At 70.0% G+C, this 21,943-nt stretch carries 22 protein-coding genes and 1 tRNA gene; 18 read left to right on the top strand and 5 right to left on the bottom strand.

The genetic code is table 11. The features are described 5' to 3' along the window. Positions 1 to 65: 65 nt before the first annotated feature. Both JHE00_RS16755 and JHE00_RS16750 read right to left on the bottom strand, forming a co-directional pair. On the bottom strand, positions 66 to 536 hold the full coding sequence (locus JHE00_RS16755; RefSeq protein WP_200318975.1) for an NUDIX domain-containing protein: 471 nt from the start codon (positions 534 to 536) through the stop codon (positions 66 to 68). Positions 537 to 542: 6 nt separating this feature from the next. Then, positions 543 to 1,292 (bottom strand): helix-turn-helix domain-containing protein, encoded by a 750-nt coding sequence (locus tag JHE00_RS16750; RefSeq protein ID WP_200318974.1) that lies wholly within the window; start codon positions 1,290 to 1,292, stop codon positions 543 to 545. 74 nt (positions 1,293 to 1,366) lie between these two features. Between JHE00_RS16750 and JHE00_RS16745 the strand changes: the two genes are divergently transcribed. The 7 genes from JHE00_RS16745 to JHE00_RS36085 all read left to right on the top strand — a co-directional run bounded on the left by JHE00_RS16745 (position 1,367) and on the right by JHE00_RS36085 (position 6,878). Next, the gene (locus JHE00_RS16745; RefSeq protein ID WP_230424199.1) at positions 1,367 to 1,813 is read left to right on the top strand and encodes a hypothetical protein; all 447 of its coding nucleotides are present in this window, start codon (positions 1,367 to 1,369) and stop codon (positions 1,811 to 1,813) included. Between the two features lie 225 nt (positions 1,814 to 2,038). Beyond that, positions 2,039 to 2,773, top strand: a complete 735-nt coding sequence (locus JHE00_RS16740) for a hypothetical protein (protein ID WP_200319369.1) — start codon at positions 2,039 to 2,041, stop codon at positions 2,771 to 2,773. A 12-nt stretch (positions 2,774 to 2,785) separates the two neighbouring features. Further along, positions 2,786 to 3,616: an FtsK/SpoIIIE domain-containing protein gene (locus JHE00_RS16735; protein WP_200318973.1), complete on the top strand. Its 831-nt coding sequence runs from the start codon at positions 2,786 to 2,788 to the stop codon at positions 3,614 to 3,616. Between the two features lie 44 nt (positions 3,617 to 3,660). Further along, positions 3,661 to 3,915: a hypothetical protein gene (locus JHE00_RS16730; protein WP_200318972.1), complete on the top strand. Its 255-nt coding sequence runs from the start codon at positions 3,661 to 3,663 to the stop codon at positions 3,913 to 3,915. A 15-nt stretch (positions 3,916 to 3,930) separates the two neighbouring features. Then, positions 3,931 to 5,457, top strand: a complete 1,527-nt coding sequence (locus tag JHE00_RS16725) for a replication initiator (protein WP_307831968.1) — start codon at positions 3,931 to 3,933, stop codon at positions 5,455 to 5,457. A 42-nt stretch (positions 5,458 to 5,499) separates the two neighbouring features. After that, on the top strand, positions 5,500 to 5,652 hold the full coding sequence (locus JHE00_RS16720) for a helix-turn-helix transcriptional regulator (protein WP_372440456.1): 153 nt from the start codon (positions 5,500 to 5,502) through the stop codon (positions 5,650 to 5,652). A gap of 839 nt (positions 5,653 to 6,491) precedes the next feature. Beyond that, positions 6,492 to 6,878 (top strand): tyrosine-type recombinase/integrase, encoded by a 387-nt coding sequence (locus tag JHE00_RS36085; RefSeq protein WP_372440465.1) that lies wholly within the window; start codon positions 6,492 to 6,494, stop codon positions 6,876 to 6,878. A gap of 18 nt (positions 6,879 to 6,896) precedes the next feature. On the opposite strand, the gene JHE00_RS16710 is transcribed toward JHE00_RS36085, so the two are convergent. After that, positions 6,897 to 6,972 (bottom strand) — tRNA-Lys (locus tag JHE00_RS16710). A 198-nt stretch (positions 6,973 to 7,170) separates the two neighbouring features. Between JHE00_RS16710 and JHE00_RS16705 the strand changes: the two genes are divergently transcribed. The 4 genes from JHE00_RS16705 (at position 7,171) to JHE00_RS16690 (ending at position 11,799) form a co-directional block, all read left to right on the top strand. After that, on the top strand, positions 7,171 to 8,379 hold the full coding sequence (locus tag JHE00_RS16705; RefSeq protein WP_200318969.1) for a L,D-transpeptidase: 1,209 nt from the start codon (positions 7,171 to 7,173) through the stop codon (positions 8,377 to 8,379). A gap of 62 nt (positions 8,380 to 8,441) precedes the next feature. Beyond that, positions 8,442 to 8,885, top strand: coding sequence for a helix-turn-helix transcriptional regulator (locus JHE00_RS16700; protein WP_200318968.1), 444 nt, complete (start codon positions 8,442 to 8,444; stop codon positions 8,883 to 8,885). A gap of 10 nt (positions 8,886 to 8,895) precedes the next feature. Beyond that, entirely contained in the window at positions 8,896 to 9,306 is a 411-nt protein-coding gene (locus tag JHE00_RS16695; RefSeq protein WP_200318967.1) for a VOC family protein, read from the top strand. 102 nt (positions 9,307 to 9,408) lie between these two features. Next, entirely contained in the window at positions 9,409 to 11,799 is a 2,391-nt protein-coding gene (locus JHE00_RS16690; protein WP_200318966.1) for an ATP-binding cassette domain-containing protein, read from the top strand. Positions 11,800 to 11,802: 3 nt separating this feature from the next. Here the strand turns inward: JHE00_RS16690 and JHE00_RS16685 are convergent, their stop codons facing one another. Then, the gene (locus JHE00_RS16685; protein ID WP_200318965.1) at positions 11,803 to 12,807 is read right to left on the bottom strand and encodes a COG1470 family protein; all 1,005 of its coding nucleotides are present in this window, start codon (positions 12,805 to 12,807) and stop codon (positions 11,803 to 11,805) included. Between the two features lie 100 nt (positions 12,808 to 12,907). Next, entirely contained in the window at positions 12,908 to 14,764 is a 1,857-nt protein-coding gene (locus JHE00_RS16680) for an alkaline phosphatase (RefSeq protein WP_200318964.1), read from the bottom strand. Positions 14,765 to 15,050: 286 nt separating this feature from the next. Between JHE00_RS16680 and JHE00_RS16675 the strand changes: the two genes are divergently transcribed. From JHE00_RS16675 to hutI, 7 genes are all read left to right on the top strand, one after another. Continuing rightward, positions 15,051 to 15,788, top strand: a complete 738-nt coding sequence (locus JHE00_RS16675) for a hypothetical protein (RefSeq protein ID WP_200318963.1) — start codon at positions 15,051 to 15,053, stop codon at positions 15,786 to 15,788. A 111-nt stretch (positions 15,789 to 15,899) separates the two neighbouring features. After that, positions 15,900 to 16,031, top strand: a complete 132-nt coding sequence (locus tag JHE00_RS35575) for a hypothetical protein (RefSeq protein WP_268958287.1) — start codon at positions 15,900 to 15,902, stop codon at positions 16,029 to 16,031. Between the two features lie 101 nt (positions 16,032 to 16,132). Then, a complete protein-coding gene (locus JHE00_RS16670; protein ID WP_200318962.1) occupies positions 16,133 to 16,465 on the top strand; it encodes a hypothetical protein in 333 nt (110 codons plus the stop codon). Between the two features lie 89 nt (positions 16,466 to 16,554). Beyond that, positions 16,555 to 18,222, top strand: coding sequence for a urocanate hydratase (hutU, locus tag JHE00_RS16665; protein ID WP_200318961.1), 1,668 nt, complete (start codon positions 16,555 to 16,557; stop codon positions 18,220 to 18,222). Continuing rightward, a complete protein-coding gene (locus tag JHE00_RS16660; RefSeq protein ID WP_200318960.1) occupies positions 18,219 to 19,436 on the top strand; it encodes an allantoate amidohydrolase in 1,218 nt (405 codons plus the stop codon). Before hutU ends, JHE00_RS16660 begins: the two co-directional genes overlap by 4 nt. Then, positions 19,433 to 20,782, top strand: coding sequence for a formimidoylglutamate deiminase (locus JHE00_RS16655; RefSeq protein WP_200318959.1), 1,350 nt, complete (start codon positions 19,433 to 19,435; stop codon positions 20,780 to 20,782). The genes JHE00_RS16660 and JHE00_RS16655 overlap by 4 nt, the downstream gene beginning before the upstream one ends. Then, entirely contained in the window at positions 20,779 to 21,936 is a 1,158-nt protein-coding gene (gene hutI / locus JHE00_RS16650) for an imidazolonepropionase (protein ID WP_200318958.1), read from the top strand. The genes JHE00_RS16655 and hutI overlap by 4 nt, the downstream gene beginning before the upstream one ends. Positions 21,937 to 21,943 lie beyond the last annotated feature (7 nt).

Raw genomic sequence — 21,943 nt, 5'->3', positions numbered from 1 at the left:
AGAACATCCCGGTCGCGCAAGCCCTGGATTGTCTCAACCAGCCCGCCTACTTATCTGACACGCCCCTAGCCGAGGTAGGGCGCTGTTCGGTCTTCGAGGCCGTGGCGGATGCGCAGCAGCATGGACGGGTGGATGTCCAGGTCGTCTAGCCTCTCCGGCGGCACCCAGTGGACGCGCCGGGACTCCTCGCTGGTGTGCGCCTGGCCGCCGATGGGGCGGGCGAGGAAGCAGAGCGAGAACTCCTGCCGGACCTCGCCGTCGTCGTAGGCGATGACGTGCCGGGGGTCGGTGTAGGTGCCGGACAGGGCGGTCACCTCGACCTCGATGCCGGTTTCCTCGCGCACTTCCCGGACCACGGCATCGGTGATGCTCTCGCCGACGTCCTGTGCACCGCCCGGTAGCGCCCAGAGCCCGTTGTCGGTGCGCTCGATCATCAGCAGCTCGCCCGCGTCGTTGCGCACGATGGCTGTCACCGCGGGCACGATACTGTTCGGCCGGGGTGCCTCGGGGTCGTCGTAGTAGTCCGTCTTCGGCACGGCCGGTCAGTCCTCCCACTTGCAGGGCGTGGCGTTCTCCCACACGGCGGTGAAGCTGTCGGCGTAGGTGGTGAAGAGGTCGCCGGCCGAGAGCCGCCTGAGGTGCATGGCGGGGGCGTGGGCGGCGATCTTGCCGTAGACGTGTGGGTTGACGATCATCTCGTCGTCGAACCGGAAGATGCTGTTGTAGAGCACCGTTCCGTGCGTTCGGATGTCGATTCCCGGCGCATCGTTGAGCGGCCGGAAGTGGGCAAGTGCGTGGTCGATCTTGGCGGGGATGGTGCGCTCGCCGATCCCCTCGTCCACGCTGCGCTGGACCACGGCCGGGGCGTCCCGGTCGCCGAAGAGTAGGCGGATACTCGCCCCCGCGTCGGCCTTGGCGCGGAGCTGGTTGAGGAGGTTGGGCTTCTCGGTCATGAACATGCCGACGTAAACGAGCATGTCGACGTGCGTCGTGGCCTGATCCAGGAGCCTGTCCCAGAGGTCGGCGGGTACGGCGTTGCGGTGCGGATAGACCTTGATGATCTCGGAGCCGCTGATCTCGGCCTTGGCGTCCTCGCTGTAGGCGTCGGGCCACAGGTAGCTCTCGGTCTGGCCGAGCATGGCCGCGATCCGGTGGCGGTACTTCGCGTACGGAGTCCTGCCTTTGGTGATCCAGCGTTCGACCGTCTTCGGGTCGACCGCGAGCTTCTCGGCCAACTGGTCGGGCGCCAGCTCCTTCGCCAGCAGCGCCTCACGCAGTCGTTCATTGGCCATGTGGTGCCCCCTCACCGACACAGAACCAAGGGACGTCTAGACCGTAGCAGGGACGTCCTGAGAAGTCCCTCCACGTGGTGCTGGTGTCCCACCCTCTGACGGCACTGTTTCAGGTACGCACCCGATTCCTGTGGTGCGGCGAACCGAACAGATTGCCTTGGAGGGCAGTGGTTGTGCGTCTGTTGATTGACACCTCGCGTGTGTCGTTCACCGTGGGCCGTGAGGCCGATGCGAAGAAGGACCAGAACGGTGTGCAGCGCGTGGAGCGCAACACCAACATTCCGATGTGGTCAGTGCAGCTGGTTGCCATGGACGACGGCGGGGCTGAGGTGATCACCGTGACCGTAGCGGCTCCCCAGCCTCCCAAGGTCTCGGTTGGTCAGCCGGTCATCCCAATTGCGTTGCAGGCGATTCCCTGGGCACAGAACGGCCGAAACGGTGTGGCGTACCGCGCCACCGATGTGAAGCCGGTCCCTGCGACGAAATCGGCCGGTGCGGGTGCTCCCGCCGGTGACAAGTGATGGCAAGCGACGTGACGAAGAACGCCCGTGACGCCACCGTGCGCGAGCACGGTCTGAACGAATCCGAGGTCGTCGACTTCGGCTGATCCCTGTTGAGAGAGCACGGGCCGGTCTGGTTCTTGGCGGTTCCGTCCGGCTCGTGCCTCTCGTCTTCCGACTCTGCCTTGGAGGCCACGAGCCATGCCAAAGTCTACGCGGCGCGCACCCGGTGCGCGTGTCGATGTCATGGAGGTCTGGCGGACTCCCAAGCAATCCTGGCCCGCCGCCCTCATCGGAATGCTGATCCGCTGGCGCGCAGAGATCGCGCTGACCGCGGCTACCGTCGTCACTCTGGTCTGGTTCCAGAGTGAGACGTCCACGGTGGTCATGTGGCTCACCGTCGGCGGCACCGTCGCCTTCGTGGCCGTGGTGCCACCCGCTCGTCGTTTCGTACTGGCCCGGTTCTGGTGCGTCGTCGACCGGCACCGGCTTCGGACGTGTCTGCGGATGGCCAAGGTCCGCACCATGAACCTGGACGGCTCGTTGCCGTTCATGCTGTGGGCCAGGCCCACCAAGACCGGAGAACGGGTCTGGATGTGGACCCGCGCGGGCTCCTCGGCGGAAGAACTGGAACACGTGCTGGGCTCCATCGCCCCGGCCTGCTTCGCCCGCTCCGCACGCCTGCACCGCGTGCGTTCCCTCTCCACTCTGGTCGCCGTCGAAATCGTTCGCCGGGACCCGCTCGACAAGCCACAGCCCATCGCCTCACCCCTGGCCCGGCTCTCCGCCCGGATGCGCGGCCAGCAGGCCACCCCCGAAGGTGTCGAGCCCATCTCCGCCGCCACCGTCACTCCCCTGCCCATCCGGAAGAACACCGGCACCACCGCGAAACCGGCCAAGGCTGCCAAGAAGTCGACTCCCGACGCTGCTCGGCCCTCGGTGGTCGTCAACGGCGAAGACCTCTCCGACTACATCGACTAGGAGGGCCGCCCCATGCTGACCAGGAGAAAGAACAGCAAGCGCGGCGGAGCGTCCGCAGCCGACCTTTCCATCTACGACCCGGTTCACCTGGGCATCTTCGAAGACGGCCACCACGTCGACATCGAGTTGATCTACCGCAACATCCTCATGGCCGGAGAGCCCGGCGCGGGCAAGTCGGTCGCCCTGAACAACGTCGTCGCACACGGAGCCTTGTGCTCGGACGTGTCCCTCTGGCTCTTCGACGGCAAGCAGGTTGAGCTCGGCCTGTGGCGGGAGCTCTCCGACGTCTTCGTCGGTCCGGACATCGCCACCGCTCTCGTGCGCCTTGAAGAGCTCCAGGCGGAGATGAACCGCCGCTACGACGAACTCGACCGCGTACGGCGGCGCAAGATCGACCGGAAAGACCCGGTCGACGTGATCATGCTCGTGCTCGACGAGCTGGCCCTGTTCTCCGCCACGATGGGCGGCAAGGACGAACAAGAGGCGTTCGTACGGCTGCTCCGAGACCTGGTGGCTCGAGGCCGGGCCGCGGGCGTCATCGTCGTGGCCGCCACTCAGCGACCCTCCGCCGACATCATCCCCACCAGCCTGCGGGACCTGTTCGGCTACCGGCTGGCGTTTCGCTGCACCACCGATTCCAGCTCGGACATCATCCTCGGCCGGGGCTGGGCCACCGGCGGATACAACGCCGCCACCATCGCTCCCGAAGAACGCGGAGTCGGCCTGCTGCTGGCCGAAGGCGGCATCCCCCGCCGCATGAAGTCGGCCTACCTGTCCGACGACGAGATCTACGCACTGGTCGACTACGCCCGCAAGCTCCGCGCGGGCCGCATCGTCGCCTGAATCCCTTACATACCAACCACTAGTTGCAGGAGAGGACTGTTCTCATGTTGACCGTCACGCCACCGCTGGCCGTCGACGACAGCCACGTCTGGGTGCTCGTGTCGGGTGAATCCGGCGCGGTCGATGCCGCCCGGCTCGCTCACATCCCCGACAGCGCCACGTTCGCCGCACTGCCAGTGCACGTGTTCAACACGGCGGGGTTGTTCCCCACCTACGCCGACACCGGTGAAGCGGTGCTCGGGTTCCGGTGGGCCACCACCACCGACATCGCCGCCCACGTGCACCTGTTCACCGACTGAGGAGCCCGTACACCTGTGTTTCGCTCGACCGCGACATTCACCCCCAGCGCCACCCCGGCACTGGGGGCGGATGCCGTCGCCGAGCAGGTCCGCCGCGACGCCGTGTCCCGTGCCTCTCAACCGGGATACCAGTGGTGGCTCACGCACGTCATGTCCGCCGCCGCGTGCTCGAACCCCGTGCGGCTGCGTCTGACCGCCACCTGGCACAGCGAGAACCGCCCTGCCGAGATCGACCGAGTCACCGACGGGATGCCCGACGGCGTTGTGTACGTGGCGTGCAAGAACCGCCGCGCCACCGTGTGCCCCGCGTGTGCCGAGACCTATCGCGCCGACACCTACCAACTCGTCAAGGCGGGCCTTGTCGGCGGCAAAGGCGTCCCGGACACCGTGACCGGACACCCGTGCTTCTTCGTCACACTCACCGCCCCTGCCTTCGGCCCCGTTCACACCCGCGTGGTCGGCTCCAACGGACGTGTGCGCCCCTGCCGGGCCCGCCGACTCGGCACCGTGTGCGAGCACGGGCGACAAGTCGTCTGTCTCCAGCGGCACTCCGAGGACGACTCGCGCCTCGGTGAGGCCATCTGCCGGGACTGCTACGACTACCAGCACCAGGCCGTGTGGAACCTCCATGCCGGGGAACTGTGGCGACGCACCACCATCGGCCTGAACCGGAAACTGCGGCAGGCGGGCGCCGATCGCGGCGTCAAGGTGCGGCTGTCCTACGCCAAGGTCGCCGAGTACCAGCGACGGGGAGTCGTGCATTTCCACGCTCTGGTGCGTTTGGACGGCTACGACCCCGACGATCGCGATAGAATCTTCGCGCCGGACCTTTCGATCACACCGGAGTTGCTGCGCAGCTACCTCGAACACGCTGCGACCGTCACCCAGTTCACCACTGCCCCGCACCCGAGGAACCGGCTCGGCTGGGTCATCCGCTGGGGCAAACAAGTCGACATCCGTTCCGTCCGGCTCGCACCGACCGACTGCGACGACCGCGGAACACTCACCACCACTGCTGTGGCCGCCTACCTCGCCAAGTACGCCACCAAGGCCACCGAACAGGCCGGGCACGTCTCCCGCCGCCTCACGGCCGCGTCAGCCGCCTTCTACGGCGAACAGGACACCCACCAGGCCCGCCAGCTCACCGCCTGCTGGCGACTCGGGCAGCGGCCCTTCTACCGCGACACCAAGGCCGAGCGAGAGGACTGGGCCGAGAGCTGGGGCAAGCTCCAGAAATGGGCCCACATGCTGGGCTTCGGCGGGCACTTCTCGACCAAGAGCCGCCGCTACTCCACCACCCTGACCGCGCTTCGAGCCGTGCGGAAGGCATACCAACGCGGCGAACCGCCGGAGCACCCCGACTCGACACCGGCTGACCGCGACCTCACCGGCGACGACGCCGCCGTGACGCTGACCTGGCTGTTCGACGGCGTGGGCTGGCTGACCATCGGCGACGCCGCGTTGGCCAACACCGCGGCCGCCAAGGCCCGCGAACGGAGACAGATCGCGAAGGAGGAGACCCAAGCAGCCATTGCCAAGTAGGGAAAGGAAGAACCAGTGAGTCGACTATGGACAGTAGATGACGTGTCGGACTACCTCGGCATCCCGGTGAGCACGCTCTATGACTGGCGCACACGGGACTACGGCCCTCCGGCCAAGCGGGTCGGCAAGTATCTGCGATACAAGGCCGAGGACGTCACCGCCTGGTTCGAATCGCTGGACAACGAAGTGGCTTGACGGAGAGGGACATGGAAGACCGCGTTTGCCGGTCGGCACGTACGGCAAGATCACGACGAATCGAGACGGTGCTGGCTGGATGGCGTCGTGTCAGTTTCGCGACGTGGACGGCCGGGTGCGCAAGGTGCGCTGCTGGGCGGATGGCAAGGCGAAGGCTGCGAACAAGCTGCGGGAGCGGGTGAAGGATCGGCAGATCGCCATAGGTGAGATCACCTCGGACTCGAAGGTCGTCGAGGTCGCGGACCGATGGCTTGCGGAGTTCCGGGAGCTCGTGGACGCGGGCAAGCGCAGCGGCACTTCGTACGACACCTACGAGCAGCGGTGGCGGACGGTGCTGCGCCCTCGCGTCGAGGGGCTGCGGGTCGATGAGCTCACGCCGGGCCGCGGAGACCAGATCATCCATGGGATCGACGGCCAGTACTCCGCCAGCACGGCGCGCACCTGCCGGGCGGTGTTGTCCGGGTTGTGCGGCCTCGCGGTGCGACACGGGGCCTTGAAGGTGAATCCCGTCCGCGAGGCACGGCCGATCGAGAACCGCAAGCGCTCGGCACGACCTCGGGCGCTGACGGTGGATGAGGTGCTGGGCATCTTCGCCAAGGCCGATGGAGACGAGATCGCCTGCCGTCAGGATCTGCCGGACCTCATGCGTTACTTCGGCGGGACCGGCAACAGGACCGGCGAGACCATCGCGGTTCGGTGGGAACTGATCGACTTCGAGGAGAAGGTGGCCTGGGTCGACGGCAACATGGTCCGCAGCAAGGTCAGCGGCAAGAAGGTCAACGAGGGCAAGAGCGAGAACGCGCAGCGCGGCATCGGCCTTGGCCGACTGGCTGGTGGACATGCTCTGGGATCGACGGGACCGGGTGGCCGGTGCCGTGGGCGTACCGCCCGAGGAGCTGACCGGCTGGGTCTTTCCGAACACGCTCGGCGGCCTGCGGGAGTCGAGCAACCTGCGGCGAGACTGGCGGGGCTTCCGCAAGCGGCATGGCATCGGGGACTGGTTCACGCCCCGGACATTCCGGCGTACCGTCGCCACCCTGGTCACGGACGTACTTCCGGCCCGAGAAGCCAGTGACTTGCTGGGCCACTCGCGCGTGTCACAGACCACAGACACCTACGTCGGTCGCAAGCAGGTCTCACGCCATCCGGCGGCGGTTCTGGACGCACTCGGAGCCCCGAAAAACGGCAGTAAAACGGCACCAAGATCAAGAAAAAAGGCCAGCTAGTGAGCTGGCCTGGAGTGATGGTGCGCCATCAGGGACTCGAACCCCGAACCCGCTGATTAAGAGTCAGCTGCTCTGCCTATTGAGCTAATGGCGCATGCCGCGCGACGTGGAACCAGGTGTTCGTGGTTCCCCCTTAGCGACGAGAGAAACATTAGCACGGGGGTTGCACGCCACTATCGGGCACCCCCGGCGGCCCCCTTGGGCACGACTTGGCCACGACGGCCCACGGAGTGCGACGAATGGGGCAGACTGGTCACACAACTGGGGTATATCACGAATTGGATGGTCGCCGATGAAGCGTCGGGGTGAGCGCGGCCCGTTCTCTGGGGTTCGACTGGTTACGAGCGTGGCGCTGGCGGGCGCCCTGTTCGCGGGGTGCACGTCCGCCGCGAGCGACAGCTCGGACGGGGACACCTCGGGGCCGTCGCCGACGGCGGCGCCCGTGAAGCCCGTCTCACTGAGCCTGTCGGTCGACGAGGGCGCGCAGGACGTCGCGCCAGGGCAGCTGTTCAGCGCGACCGCCGCGGACGGCACGATCACCGAGGCTTCGCTGGTCGGCACGCACGGAACGGTCGTGGAGGGAGGCATCACCGAGGACGGCTCCGCGTGGGAGTCGGCCGAGCCGCTCGGCTACGGCAAGACCTACACGCTCGAGGCCACGGCGACCGGCGAGGACGGCAAGCCCGTCACGGACAGTTCGACGTTCACCACCGCGACCCCCTCCCAGACCCTGAGCGTCTCGATGAACGTCCAGGACGGCCAGGAGGTCGGCGTCGGCATGCCGCTGATCTTCACGTTCAGTGGTGACGTCCCCGACAAGGCTGCCGCCGAGAAGGCGCTGCGGGTCACCACCGAACCGCGCACCGAGGGCGCGTTCCACTGGTTCACCGACGACCAGGCCACGTGGCGGCCCAAGGACTACTGGCAGCCGGGCACCACGGTGTCCGCGGACGCCATGATCTACGGCAAGCACCTCGGCGGCGGCACCTTCGGAGCCGAGGACAAGGCCGCCGACCTGACCATCGGCGACAAGGTCGTCGCGATCGCCGACGGCGGCACCCACCACATGCGGGTGTACGTCAACGACCAGGAGGTCAGGCGGATGCCGATCTCCATGGGCAAGCCGTCGAGCTCCACCCCGAACGGCACCTACACGGTCATGAGCGAGCACAACGGCTACACGATGGATTCCAGCACCTACGGCGTCGACATCGACAGCAGCCAGGGTTACCGGCTATGGGTCGAGTACGCGGTGCGCATGTCCTACAGCGGGATCTTCTACCACTCCGCTCCGTGGTCGGTGGGCTACCAGGGCAACACCAACACCAGCCACGGCTGCATCAACCTCTCCCCCGAGAACGCCGCGTGGCTGATGGAGAACTCTCAGCCCGGCGACGTCATCACCGTGCAGAACGCGGGTGAGCAGACCCTCGAACCCACCGACGGCTGGAGTGTCTGGCAGCTGTCGTGGGAGGACTGGGTCGCGGGCTCGGCCGAGTAGTAACAGGACCCGAATCGGCGACTTTGCCGACCAGGCCACCATGTTGTGGCACGATTTCGCAGGTGAGCAGCAAACCCGCCTCGGCGCAGCACCTGCGCGATCTCGCGCTGCTGCGGCGTGTCCGCGACCGCATCGACCGCGAGTACGCGCAGCCGCTCGACGTCGAAGCGCTCGCCCGCGGCGTGAACATGTCGGCGGGCCACCTCAGCAGGCAGTTCCGCCAGGCCTACGGCGAGTCGCCCTACGCATACCTGATGACGCGGCGTATCGAGCGCGCGATGGCGCTGCTGCGGCGCGGCGACCTCAGCGTCACCGAGGTCTGCTTCGAGGTCGGCTGCGCGTCACTGGGCACGTTCAGCACCCGGTTCACCGAGCTGGTGGGAGTGCCGCCCAGCACCTACCGCGCCCAGGCGGCGCAGGCGACCGCCGGCATGCCGTCGTGCGTGTCGAAACAGGTCACCAGACCGATCAGGAATCGAGAAGCGCAGGTCACCGGGCGCTCATAGGCTCATCGACATGGACATCACCATTCACTCGAGCTTCCTCCCGCACAACGACGCGGAGGCCGCTCTCGCCTTCTACCGAGACACGCTCGGCTTCGAACTCCGCAACGACGTGGGCTACGAGGGGATGCGCTGGCTCACGGTCGGCCCCGCAGACCAGCCCGGCGTCAACATCGTGCTGCACCCGCCCGGCGTCGACCCCGGCATCACCGACGACGAGCGCAACACCATCACCGAGATGATGGCCAAGGGCACCTACGGGGGCATCCTCCTGGCCACCAAGGATCTCACCGGCACGTTCGAGCGCCTGCAGGCCAGCGAAGCCGACGTGATCCAGGAGCCGACGGACCAGCCGTACGGCGTTCGCGACTGCGCCGTGCGCGACCCCGCGGGCAACATGATCCGTATCCAGCAGCTGCGCTGAGCGCATCCCGGGGCGGTGGCGGGAGTCGGGCCGCCACCGGCCCCCCGATGCCGGACCGGACAGACGAATGAGCGGCAGAATCCGTTCGCGGATGGAGACATGATGAGCAAGGCCACGAGACCGGCCCCCCAGGCGCCCGCGCCGCACCTCGCCGACAGCCACGACCTGATCCGGGTCCACGGCGCGAGGGAGAACAACCTCAAGGACGTCAGCGTCGAGCTGCCGAAGCGCAGGCTGACGGTGTTCACCGGGGTCTCCGGCTCTGGCAAGAGTTCACTGGTCTTCAGCACTATCGCCGCGGAGTCGCAGCGGCTGATCAACGAGACCTACAGCGCGTTCCTGCAGGGCTTCATGGCGACGCTGGCCCGGCCCGAGGTCGACGTACTGGACGGGCTCACCACGGCGATCATCGTCGACCAGGAGCGGATGGGCGCCGACCCCCGCTCCACGGTCGGCACCGCCACCGACGCCAACGCCATGTTGCGCATCCTGTTCAGCCGGCTCGGCAAGCCGCACATCGGCTCGCCCCAGGCGTTCTCGTTCAACGTCGCCTCGATCAGCGGCGGCGGCGCTGTCAGCTTCGAGAAGGGCGGGCGGACCGTCAAGGAGCGGCGCACCTTCAACATCACCGGCGGCATGTGCCCGCGCTGCGAGGGCCGGGGCCAGGTCAACGACATCGACCTCACCCAGATCTACGACGAGGACAAGTCGCTCAACGAGGGCGCGGTCTCCATCCCCGGCTACAGCATGGAGGGCTGGTACGGCCGCATCTTCCGGGGCTGTGGATTCTTCGACCCGGACAAGCCGATCAAGAAGTTCACCAAGCGGCAGCTGGACGACCTGCTCTACAAGGATGCGACCAAGATCAAGGTCGAGGGCGTCAACCTGACCTACCTGGGCCTGGTGCCGCAGATCCAGAAGTCGTTCCTGTCCAAGGACGTCGACGCGATGCAGCCGCACATCCGCGCGTTCGTCGAGCGGGTGGTGACGTTCCAGACGTGCCCCGAGTGCGACGGCACCCGGCTGGCCGAGCACGCCAGGGCCTCGAAGATCGAGGGCATCAGCATCGCCGACGCGTGCGAGATGCAGATCAGCGACCTCGCCGAGTGGGTGAGCGGGCTGAAGGAGCCGTCGGTGGCTCCGTTGCTGGGCGCGCTGCGGCACACGCTCGACTCGTTCGTGGAGATCGGGCTCGGCTACCTGTCGCTGAACCGCCCGTCGGGCACGCTGTCGGGCGGCGAGGCGCAGCGCACCAAGATGATCCGCCACCTCGGGTCGTCGCTCACCGACGTCACCTACGTCTTCGACGAGCCGACGATCGGGCTGCACCCACACGACATCCAGCGCATGAACAACCTGCTGCTGCAGCTGCGCGACAAGGGCAACACGGTGCTGGTCGTGGAGCACAAGCCAGAGGCGATCGCGATCGCCGACCACGTCGTGGACCTCGGTCCCGGCGCTGGCACCGACGGCGGCCAGGTGGTGTTCGAGGGCACCGTCGACGCGCTGCGCGGCAGCGACACGCTCACCGGGCGGCACCTGGACGACCGCGCGCAGCTGAAGCCGTCGGTGCGCACGTTCTCCGAGCAGCTGGAGGTACGCGGCGCGGGCACCCACAACCTGCGTGACGTCGACGTCGACATCCCGCTCGGGGTGCTCGTGGTCGTCACGGGCGTGGCCGGTTCGGGCAAGAGCTCGCTGATCCACGGCTCGGTGTCGGGCCGCGACGGCGTGGTGGCGATCGACCAGACCGGCATCCGCGGCTCACGGCGCAGCAACCCGGCGACCTACACCGGGCTGCTCGACCCGATCCGCAAGGCGTTCGCCAAGGCCAACGGCGTGAAGCCCGCGCTGTTCAGCGCCAACTCCGAGGGCGCCTGCCCCAACTGCAACGGCGCTGGCGTGGTGTTCACCGACCTGGGGATCATGGCCAGCGTCTCCGCACCGTGTGAGGTGTGCGAGGGCAAGCGGTTCCAGGCCGAGGTCCTCGAGTACAAGTTCGGCGGCCGCGACATCAGCGAGGTGCTCGGGATGTCGGTGGCCCAGGCGCAGGAGTTCTTCGCCGACGGCGACGCCAAGACTCCCGCGGCGCACCGGATCCTCACGCACCTGGCCGACGTCGGGCTGGGCTACCTGACTCTCGGCCAGCCGCTCACCACGCTGTCCGGCGGTGAGCGCCAGCGGATCAAGCTCGCGACGCGCATGGGTGAAAAGGGCGGCGTGTACGTCCTCGACGAGCCCACGAGCGGCCTGCACCTGGCCGACGTCGAGCAGCTGCTGGCCCTGCTGGACCGGCTCGTGGACTCCGGCAAGTCGGTGATCGTGATCGAGCACCACCAGGCGGTCATGGCGCACGCGGACTGGATCATCGACCTCGGCCCCGGCGCCGGTCACGACGGCGGGGAGGTCGTGTTCGAGGGCACGCCGGCCGACCTGGTCGCCAAGCGCTCCACGCTCACCGGGCAGCACCTGGCCGAGTACGTCGGCGCCTGAGCGCTACCGCGCCGCCACGGGCTCGCGCTCCGGCTCGCTCGCGGTGGCGCGGCGCCTGCGCACGACGCGGCGGACGAGCAGGCCGACGAGCACGAGCACGGCGAGTTCGAGCCAGGGCACCGCAACGCTGGTGAACGAGTGGGTTCCCGCCGCGGGCAGCGGCACCTGGTCCTCGCCGACGGCCAGCGGCGTCGCGGTGAGGTCGCCGAAGAGCGCGAACAGCGGGAAGACCGTCACCTCGGCGGAGCGGGCCACGTCGTCGCCGGGCAGCAGCTCGTCCACGCGGCCCGTGTGCTCGGCGGAGGCGAGGCCCAGCGGGCCCGCGGCGTCCAGGGTCGTGGTGGCGCCCAGCCGCACGTTTCCGGTGTTGGCCACCTCGTAGTCCACGCGCAGAGTGCCGGGCACGAACGGGATCCACGACGGCGTGTACGACGTTTCGACACCGCGCACGTCCACCGCCGGCTCCAGCTCGCCCGCGACCCGCAGGTGCAGCCGCACGCCGATGCGCTGCTGGACGGTGACGCCGTCCTGCGCGCTCGAGACGCCCACGGCGATGCCTGCGGGGTGGTCACCAGGCGTGGCGCGGTCCGGGATGGTGACGGTCACCGGCAGCACGCGCGTCTCGCCGCCGGCGAGGGTGAGCCCGCCGTCGTCGAGCCCGCCAACGCGGATCCACGACCCGGAACCGGTCGGCTCGCCCCGCGCGATGTCGAAGGCTCCGTTGCCGCCGAGCACACCGTCGCCCGAGGCGACCGAGAACTCGGCGGGCTCCGCACCCAGGTTGGTCACGGCGATCGCGTCGCCGACGGTCGCGCCGGGATCGGCGACGTGCCGCAGCGAGATCCGGCCGTCGGGTCCGTCGCCGTTCGCGGGGGCGACGCTCCACTCGACCTGGGCGGCCAAGGCAGCCGGGACCAGCGGGCCGAGAGTGAGACCGAGCGCGGCGGCCGCGGTCGCGGCGAACGCGAGGAGAACTCTCCCGCGCGGCCGTGGCAGGGCGGTGGGCACGCACTGCTCCTTCCTGCCGCGCGAGGGCGCGGCGGTTTCGGTCGGGACGAACGCGGGTGGGAACCGTCCCTCGACGATTCCCACCCGCCGGCGGGGCAGCTCAGTCCTTGGCGAACAACGTCAAGGTGATCTCGCTGCCGTAGCGGCCGCTGCTCGCCTGCTGCGGCACGGAGAGGCCGAGGTCGGCGCTCAGCACGGTCGTGCCGTAGCGGTTGACGCGGTCGGTGTCGGCCAGCGCCGCGGGACCCTCCAGGGTCGCGGAAGGGCCTGCCGGGGCGTTCGACTCGGACCGCACGACCCGCGGGTCCCAGCGCAGGTTCTCGGCGCCGAACTTGCGGTTACCGGCGGCGAACTCGCTCGCCGAGCCCGAGACCGTCCAGCCCTGGCCCCGTGCCTGCACCTCGTTGCGGCTGTCGACGACGGTCACCTCGGGAAGCGCGGCCGACTGCTCGCGGGACGCGCCGGCGAAGACGACCGGGTCCACACCGTCGACGACCATGCTCAGCGCACCACCGGGTGCCGACAGCGGCACGTCGGCCTCCAGCGCCACCGACGACTCGCCCGCGGCGGGGCCGTGGCCGAGCAGGTCGAAGACCGTCTCGCCGATCGCGGTGTTGTCGAGGTAGGCGCCGCGGACGGTGTCCCACTTGTCGGCACGCGCCTGCAGGATGTCCGAACCGGCGCCCTTGGCATAGAACGGAACGAGCGCGTTGGTGTGGCCGCCCGAGTGCCAGGAGACCTGGGGCAGCTCACCGGCGGCACCGGTCATCGGCGTCCACGCCGGGTTCGAGCCGGGGCCCGCGAGGTAGCCGGTCTCGTGGTCGGCGGTGACCAGGACGAGCGTCTCCTCCCAGCTGCTGTTCTGCTCCACCCAGTCGTTGACGGCGTTGACGGCGTCGTTGAACTCGACCTGCTCCTCCACGGCGCGCGTGGTCTGGTTGGCGTGGCCGGCCCAGTCGACGGCGCCGCCCTCGACCATCAGGAAGAAGCCGTCGTCGTCCTGCTCGAGCACGTTGAGCGCGCCCTGGGTCATGGTGTCCAGACCGGGGACGTCGTTGCGCGGGTCGGTACCCGGCAGCACGTCGTCGTTACCGAGGCCGGGACGGTTGTACTGCAGGGTCTCGGCGACCTGCGCGAGCCCGAAGACCTTGTCCGGCACCGAGGCACCCTCGGCGAGGGCCTCGAAGTCGCCGCGGCTCTCGACGTAGGAGAAGTCCGTACCGCCCGAGCTGACGCGCTCGAAGTCGGGCTGCGAGATCCACGTCCAGTTCGACGCACGGCTGGTGTGCGCGTCGGTGAAGTTCGGGTGGCCACCGCCCATGATCACGTCGGCGCCGCTGTCGATCATCTCGGTAGCCAGACCCTGGTAGTCGTTGCGGTCGGCGTTGTGCGCGATGAAACCGGCCGGCGTCGCGTGGTTGAACGGCACCGAGGTGACGAGGCCGACCTTCTTGCCGACCTCCTTGGCCTGCTCGCCGACGGTGAGCAGGCGCTCGCCCTCGGGGTCGAAGCCGATGACGCCGTTGTTGGTCTTGACGCCCGTGCCGAGCGCGGTGGCCGCGGCGGCGGAGTCGGTGGCGCCCGAGGAGACCCAGCCGAAATCGCCCCACGCCCGCTCGGTGACGTAGTCGCCGCGGCCGTTGGCGGCGTAGTGCGACTGAGCGACCTGCACGGGCCACTGCTCGTAGACCTGGGTGGGCGTGCCGGGCACGCGCTCGACTGCGCCGGTGGCCGGGTCGACGTCCACCTGGTGGTAGCTCTGGCCCTGCTCGTAGAGGCTGGCCAGATCGAAGTGGTTGTAACCACCGCCGTCCGAGATCAGGACGATGATGTTCTTCGGGGCGGGCGATTCGGCGGCGCTGGCGACGCCGGTCGGCAGGGTGATGGCGGCGGCGATGCCCAGTGCCGTTCCCGTGACGACGAGGTTCCGAGTGCGGGTGTGCACTCTGCTTCTCATTGATCCCTCGTTCCGTGAGGTTGTGCCGGATGGTCCGCGAGGCTTTCCGCTACGCGGCTTTTGCACTTTTTCCCGCAGAGGTGACATGAAGACGATCTTCATCATTCGTTTGAGTGAACCTCTGCCTACGGGGACGCTCTTTTCGCAGGTAGGGCAGGGTTTGACCGGGTACCGGGCCGGTGTGTTTGTTTGTGCCGGAGCCCGGAGGCCACTGTGGACGGCCGGGGGTCGGCGAGTTCGGCGCAATCGCGGACGGGGGCGCGCCGGGCGGGTTAGGTTGTCCGGCATGACGCATGGGGGCCCCGGACACGGCTATCCGCAGCAGCAGCCCGGCTGGCAACCGGGGCAGTACCCGGCGCGGCAGCCGCACCCACAGCAGTACCAGCAGCCGTATCCGCAGCAGCAGTACCAACAGCCGCAGCAGTTCCAGCAGCACTACCCGCAGCAGTTCCAGGGCGGGCAGTACCCGCCGCGGCAATACCCGGGACCGCAGTACCCGGGACAGCAGCCGCAGCAGGAACCGCCACTGACGCTGCCGGGCTGGGGTGCGATCCCGGCGCTCATCGGGATCGTGCTGGCCGTGCTCGGCGTGTTCGTCCTGGCCTGGGTCGGAGAGGCGGGCTTCATCGACCTCCGCTCGGCCCTGGCGAGCGACACCGACCTCTGGCTCTGGATCTACTTCCGCAGGGCCGGTTTCATCGCGCTCGGAGTGGCCGCGGTGGCGCCCATCTTGTGGTCGCTCGGGGTGCTGCGCTCGCGGGAGAAGATCGCCAAACGCGGCGGCCTGACGAAGTCGAGCCTGCTGCAGGGCAGAACCGGACCGACCCGCGCGCTGATCGCCGCGTTCCCCGCGCTGGCCCTGCTCTACCACGGCGTGAGCCTGGTGATCTTCACCGACAACGGCCAGTACCTGAGCGAACTCGGTCCCGGCCCGTGGCTGCTCCTGGCGGGCACGGCGCTCTCGCTCGCGGGAGCGCTCATCGGCCCGCGGGTGCCCAACAGGCCGGGCCTGCCGCCGCACTGACCCGCGAGGGGGGCCCGCTCGGTAACGGGGACGCATCAATCGCTCGCCGACGGTCCTGGCCGGCTCGGAATGTGCGACGTTTCCGGCACCCGCCGAGCGGAAGGACGGAGCATGATCCGAACTCTGCTGTCCGTGCTCACCCGTTGGACCTCGCTCATCACCGGACCGGCGCGCGCGAGCGACGGCGATCCGCCCCGCAAGAAGCCGCGCGACCACAAACCCAAAGGCCCCGCCTCGCGTTAGGTGCAGGCGAGACACCTCGGCACTCATCGCTCTCACTTCCGGCCGAACAGATGCCCCGCGCGGCTAGCGTCGGCACGGTGACAGGGAACCGAGGAGGTCCGGTGCGGCGTTTCGTCGATGCGTTCAACAGGTGGGTCGTGGCCAGGCGCTCGTCCCCACGCTGGGGGCGGTTCCTGCGCGCACGCCTGACGATCGTGACCTACACGGGCAGGCGGTCGGGCCGGACCTTCAGCACACCGGTCGCGTTCCGGCGGCGCGAGGACACCGTCACGATCCCCGTCCGCCTGCCCGACGCGAAACGGTGGTGGCGCAACTTCACCGGCGACGGCGGCCCGCTGTCACTGGAGCTGGACGACGTCGACCGCGCCGGCCACGCCGTCGCCACGCGCGACGACCGGGGCCGCGTGACGGTCACCGTGGCACTGAACGGCTGAGCACTCGCCATCCAGGCGCGTCTCGGATCCGAGACGCAATGTCGCCGCGTTCCGTGGAGCCGGGGCAGCGCGTGCGGTCTGCTGGAGACATGGCGTCGAACTCCGGTCCACGGCCCGTGCGAGCCGCTCGCGGGAGCACCCTCTCCTGCCGGGGCTGGCAGCAGGAGGCCGCGCTGCGCATGTTGATGAACAACCTCGATCCCGAGGTCGCCGAGCACCCCGACGACCTCGTCGTCTACGGCGGCACCGGCCGCGCGGCGCGAAACTGGCCCGCGTTCGACGCGATCGTGCGCACGTTGCACACGCTCGCCGACGACGAGACGCTGCTGGTGCAGAGCGGAAAGCCCGTCGGGGTGCTGCGCACCAGCGAGTGGGCTCCTCGTGTGCTGCTCGCCAACTCCAACCTCGTCGGCGACTGGGCGACGTGGGAGGAGTTCCGCAGGCTCGACGCCGCGGGGCTGATGATGTACGGCCAGATGACCGCGGGTTCGTGGATCTACATCGGAACGCAGGGCATTCTGCAGGGCACGTTCGAGACGTTCGGCGCGGTCGCCCGCACACGCTTCGGCGGAAGCCTGGCGGGCACGATCACGCTCACCGCGGGGCTGGGCGGCATGGGCGGCGCGCAGCCGCTGGCCATCACGATGAACGACGGCGTGGCGATCTGCGTCGAGTGCGATCCGAGCCGCATCGAGCGGCGCATCGCGCACCGCTACCTGGACGTCCAGGCGGCCGACCTCGACGAGGCGCTGCGGTTGGCGGTCGAGGCGCGCGACGCGCGGCGGCCACTGTCCATCGGCGTGCTCGGCAACGCCGCCGAGGTGTTTCCCGAGCTGCTGCGCCGCGACGCACCGATCGACGTGGTGACCGACCAGACCTCCGCGCACGACCCGCTCTCGTACCTGCCGCTGGGCATCGAGTTCGGGCAGATGCGCAGCGCGTCGGAGAAGGACCCGGCGTACTTCACCGAGGAGGCGCGCACGGCGATGGCCGCGCACGTCGAGGCGATGGTGGGCTTCCTCGACCGGGGCGCTGAGGTGTTCGACTACGGCAACTCGATCCGCGACGAGGCGCGCAAAGCTGGCTACGGCAGGGCTTTCGACTTCCCCGGCTTCGTACCCGCCTACATCCGGCCGCAGTTCGAGGAGGGGCTCGGCCCGTTCCGCTGGGTGGCGTTGTCCGGCGATCCCGCCGACATCGCGGCCACCGACCGTGCCGTGCTCGACCTGTTCCCCGGCAACGCGCACCTGCGCCGCTGGCTGACGATGGCGGGCGAGAAGGTGGCCTTCCAGGGCCTGCCGGCGCGCATCTGCTGGCTCGGCTACGGCGAACGGCACCTGGCCGGCCTGCGGTTCAACGAGATGGTGGCCTCGGGTGAGCTGTCGGCGCCGATCGTGATCGGTCGCGACCACCTCGACTCCGGGTCCGTCGCCTCGCCCTACCGCGAGACCGAGTCGATGCTCGACGGCTCCGACGCCGTGGCCGACTGGCCGCTGCTCAACGCGCTCGTGAACACCGCGTCCGGGGCGTCGTGGGTGTCGATCCACCACGGCGGCGGAGTTGGCATGGGCCGGTCGATCCACGCCGGGCAGGTGTGTGTCGCCGACGGCACCGAACTGGCCGCACGCAAGCTCGAACGCGTGCTGACCAACGATCCCGGCATGGGCGTGATCCGCCATGTCGACGCGGGCTACGAGCACGCGGGCGACATCGCCGCCGAGCGCGGCGTGCGCGTGCCGATGCGGGAGCACGGATGAGCTCGTTCACGACGCTGTGGCCGTCGCTGTCCGGCATCGGCAGGGACGGCGGCACCGGCGGCTACCGGCGCTACGCCTGGACGCCCGCGGACCTGACGCTGCGGGAGTGGTTCACCGACTGCGCCCGGCAGCGTGGGATGGACGTCGAGGAGGACCGCAACGGCAACCTGTGGGCGTGGTGGTCGCCGCCAGGCTGGAGCGGCGATCCGCGCGGCGCGTTCGTCACCGGCTCGCACCTGGACTCGGTGCCCGACGGCGGCGCGTTCGACGGCCCGCTCGGCGTGGTCTCGGGCTTCGCGGCGGTGGACGTCGCCAGGCAGCGCGGGGTGGTGCCCTCGGTTCCGGTCGCGGTGGTCGCGTTCTCGGACGAGGAGGGCGCGCGCTTCGGCGTCGCGTGCGCGGGTTCCCGGCTCTCCGCCGGGACGCTGGAGCCGGAGCGGGCGCTGGCGTTGCGCGACAACGACGGCGTCACGCTCGCCGAGGCGCTGACGAGGCAGGGACGCGACCCGCACGCGCTCGGCGCCGACCCGACGCTGGCCGATCGCGTGGGGGTGTTCGTGGAGCTGCACGTGGAGCAGGGCCGCGCGCTGGACGAGCTGGACCGGCCGCTCGCGATCGGCACGGCGATCTGGCCGCACGGGCGCTGGCGGTTCAGCTTCGCCGGGCAGGCCAACCACGCGGGCACCACACAGCTGGCCGACCGGCGTGATCCGATGCTCGCGTTCGCCTCGGCGGTGCGCGCGGCGCGTACGGGCGCCGAGCTGCACGAGGCGGTCGCCACGTTCGGCAGGGTGCGGGTGGAACCCAACGGCACCAACGCGATCCCGTCTCACGTGCACGCCTGGCTCGACGCGCGCGCGGCGACCGAACCCGCGCTGGAGGCGCTCGTCGAGGGCCTGGCCTCCGACGCTCAGCGGTTCGCCGCCGAGGAGGGCGCGACCGTCGAGGTGAGCTCCGAGTCGCGCACGCCCGTGGTCGAGTTCGGCCAGGAGCCGAGACGACGGCTGCGCCGGATCCTCGGCGAGGTGCCCGAACTGCCCACCGCGGCCGGCCACGACGCGGGTGTGCTCTCGGCGCTGGTGCCCACAGCGATGCTGTTCGTGCGCAACCCCACCGGCATCTCGCACTCCCCCGCCGAGCACGCGGAGGAGGCCGACTGCGAGCACGGCGCGCGGGCGCTCGCGGAGGTGCTGATCGACTGGGTCACCCGATGACGGCGCAGTGGTGGTGCGAGCACGCCTGGCTCGGCGGGGACACCGTCGCCGACGGCGTGCTGGTCTCGGCCGAGGACGGCCTGATCACGAGTGTCCGCACGGGAGTCGCCCGGCCGCCGTCCGCGCTACGGCTGAACGGCGTCGTGCTGCCCGGACTCGCCAACACGCACTCGCACGCGTTCCACCGGGCGCTGCGCTCGCACACGCAACGCGGGCGCGGCTCGTTCTGGACGTGGCGCGAGCTGATGTACGCCGTGGCCGGGCGACTCGACCCCGGCAGCTACCTGCGGCTCGCGCGCGCCGTCTACGCCGAGATGGCGATGGCCGGCGTCACGGTGGTCGGCGAGTTCCACTACCTGCACCACGACCACGACGGGCGCCCCTACGCCGACCCGAACGCGATGGGGCTCGCGCTCGTGGAGGCCGCCGCCGACGCGGGCGTGCGGCTGACGCTGCTCGACACGTGTTACCTGACCGCGGGCGTCGACGGCGCACCGCTGGCCGACGGTCCACAACGGAGGTTCGGCGACGGAGACGGCGCCCGCTGGGCCGAACGCGCGGAAGCGCTTGCCCGGCAGGTGAAGGAACACCCCGGCGTGCTCGTCGGCGCGGCGGCGCACTCGGTGCGCGCGGTGCCGCCCGAACACCTCGGCGACGTCGTGGAGTGGGCCGAGCGGCACCACGCACCCCTGCACGTCCACTCGTCGGAGCAGACCGCCGAGGTGGAGCAGTGCCGCGCCGTGCACGGGCGCACGCCCACCGCGCTGTTGCGCGACGCGGGTGCGCTCGGGCCGCGTACCACCGCCGTGCACGCCACCCACCTCACCGCCGAGGACGTGCGCGAGCTCGATCGCAGCGCGACGGGCGTGTGCTTCTGCCCCACCACCGAACGCGATCTCGGCGACGGCATCGGTCCCGCGGCCGAGCTGCTCGCCGGCCGCGGCGGGTTCAGTCTCGGCTCCGACAGCCACGCGGTGATCGACCTGCTCGAGGAGGCAAGGGCCGTCGAGCTCGACGAGCGGCTGGCACGCCGCGAACGTGGCGTCATCCCGGCCGCCCGGCTGCTCCGCTCGGCCACAGTGGACGGTCACCGCGCGCTCGGCAGGCCCGACGGCGGCGAGCTGGCCCCGGGGATGCGCGCCGATCTCGTGGCCGTCGACCGTGCTTCGGTGCGCACCGCGGGCGGTGGCGCGACCGTGGAGAACGTGGTGTTCGCGGCCTCGGCTGCCGATGTCACCGACGTGGTGGTGGGTGGCCGCACGGTGGTCGCCGACCGCAGGCACGTGACGATCGAGGATCCGGCCGGCGAGCTGGCCTCGGCGATCCGGGAGGTGCTCGAGGCATGAGCGTGCTCTACACCGGCATCGGTGAGCTGGTGACCAACGATCCCGCACAGGGCGACGGCAGCGCGCTCGGCGTCGTCACGGACGCGGCGCTGGCCGTCGAGGGCGACACCATCTCCTGGGTCGGCGAGCGCGGCTCCGCTCCCGCCGCGGACACGAGCGTGGACTGCGAGGGGTCGAGCGTGATCCCCGGGTTCGTCGACAGCCACGCGCACCTCGTGTTCGCGGGCGAGCGCTCCGCCGAGTTCGCCGCGCGGATGAGCGGGACGCCCTACGGCGCGGGCGGGATCGCCACGACGGTCGCCGCCACCCGCGAGGCCGACGACGCGACCCTCGCGCACGGAGCCGCCCGGCTGGCGAGGGAGATGCTGCGCGGCGGCATCACGACGTTCGAGTGCAAGAGCGGCTACGGCCTCTCCGTCGAGCACGAGGTGCGGTCGCTGGCCGTCGCGTCCGCGCTCACGCCGGAGACGACGTTCCTGGGCGCGCACGTGGTGCCGCCGGAGTTCCGCGACCGGCGCGACGAGTACGTGGAGCTGGTGGCGGGGCCGATGCTGCGGGCGTGCGCTCCGCTGGCCCGCTGGGTGGACGTGTTCTGCGACCGGGGCGCGTTCGACGTCGACGAGGCACGGACCGTGCTCGAGGCGGGGATGGCCGCCGGGCTCACGCCGAGGCTGCACGCGGGCCAGCTCGGCCCGGGGCCGGGCATCCGGCTGGCGGTGGAGCTGGGCGCGGCCTCGGTGGATCACTGCACCTACACCACCGACAACGACGTGGAGGCGCTCGCGGCGGGCGACACCGTGGCCACGCTGCTGCCCGGCGTGGAGTTCTCGACGCGCTCGCCGTGGCCGGACGCGCGACGGCTGCTCGACGCGGGGGTCACCGTCGCGCTGGCCACCGACTGCAACCCGGGCAGCTCGTTCACCTCCAGCATGGCGTTCTGCATCGCGCTCGCCGTGCGGGACATGGGCCTCACGCCCGCGGAGGCGCTGTGGGCGGCGACCGCGGGCGGCGCGGCGGCTTTGCGACGTCCCGACGTCGGCGTGCTCGCCCCTGGACGGCGGGCGGACTTCGCGCTGCTCGACGCGCCGTCGTACCTGCACCTTGCCTACCGCCCCGGCGTGCCGCTGGTGCGCGAGGTCGTCACCCCGGTGTGATCCACTG

It is taken from the genome of Prauserella cavernicola (assembly GCF_016595675.1).
Classification (GTDB): Bacteria; Actinomycetota; Actinomycetes; order Mycobacteriales; family Pseudonocardiaceae; genus Prauserella_A; species Prauserella_A cavernicola.
Note: the sequence above shows the minus strand (reverse complement) of the source record. Positions and strands in the feature narration are given on the sequence as shown.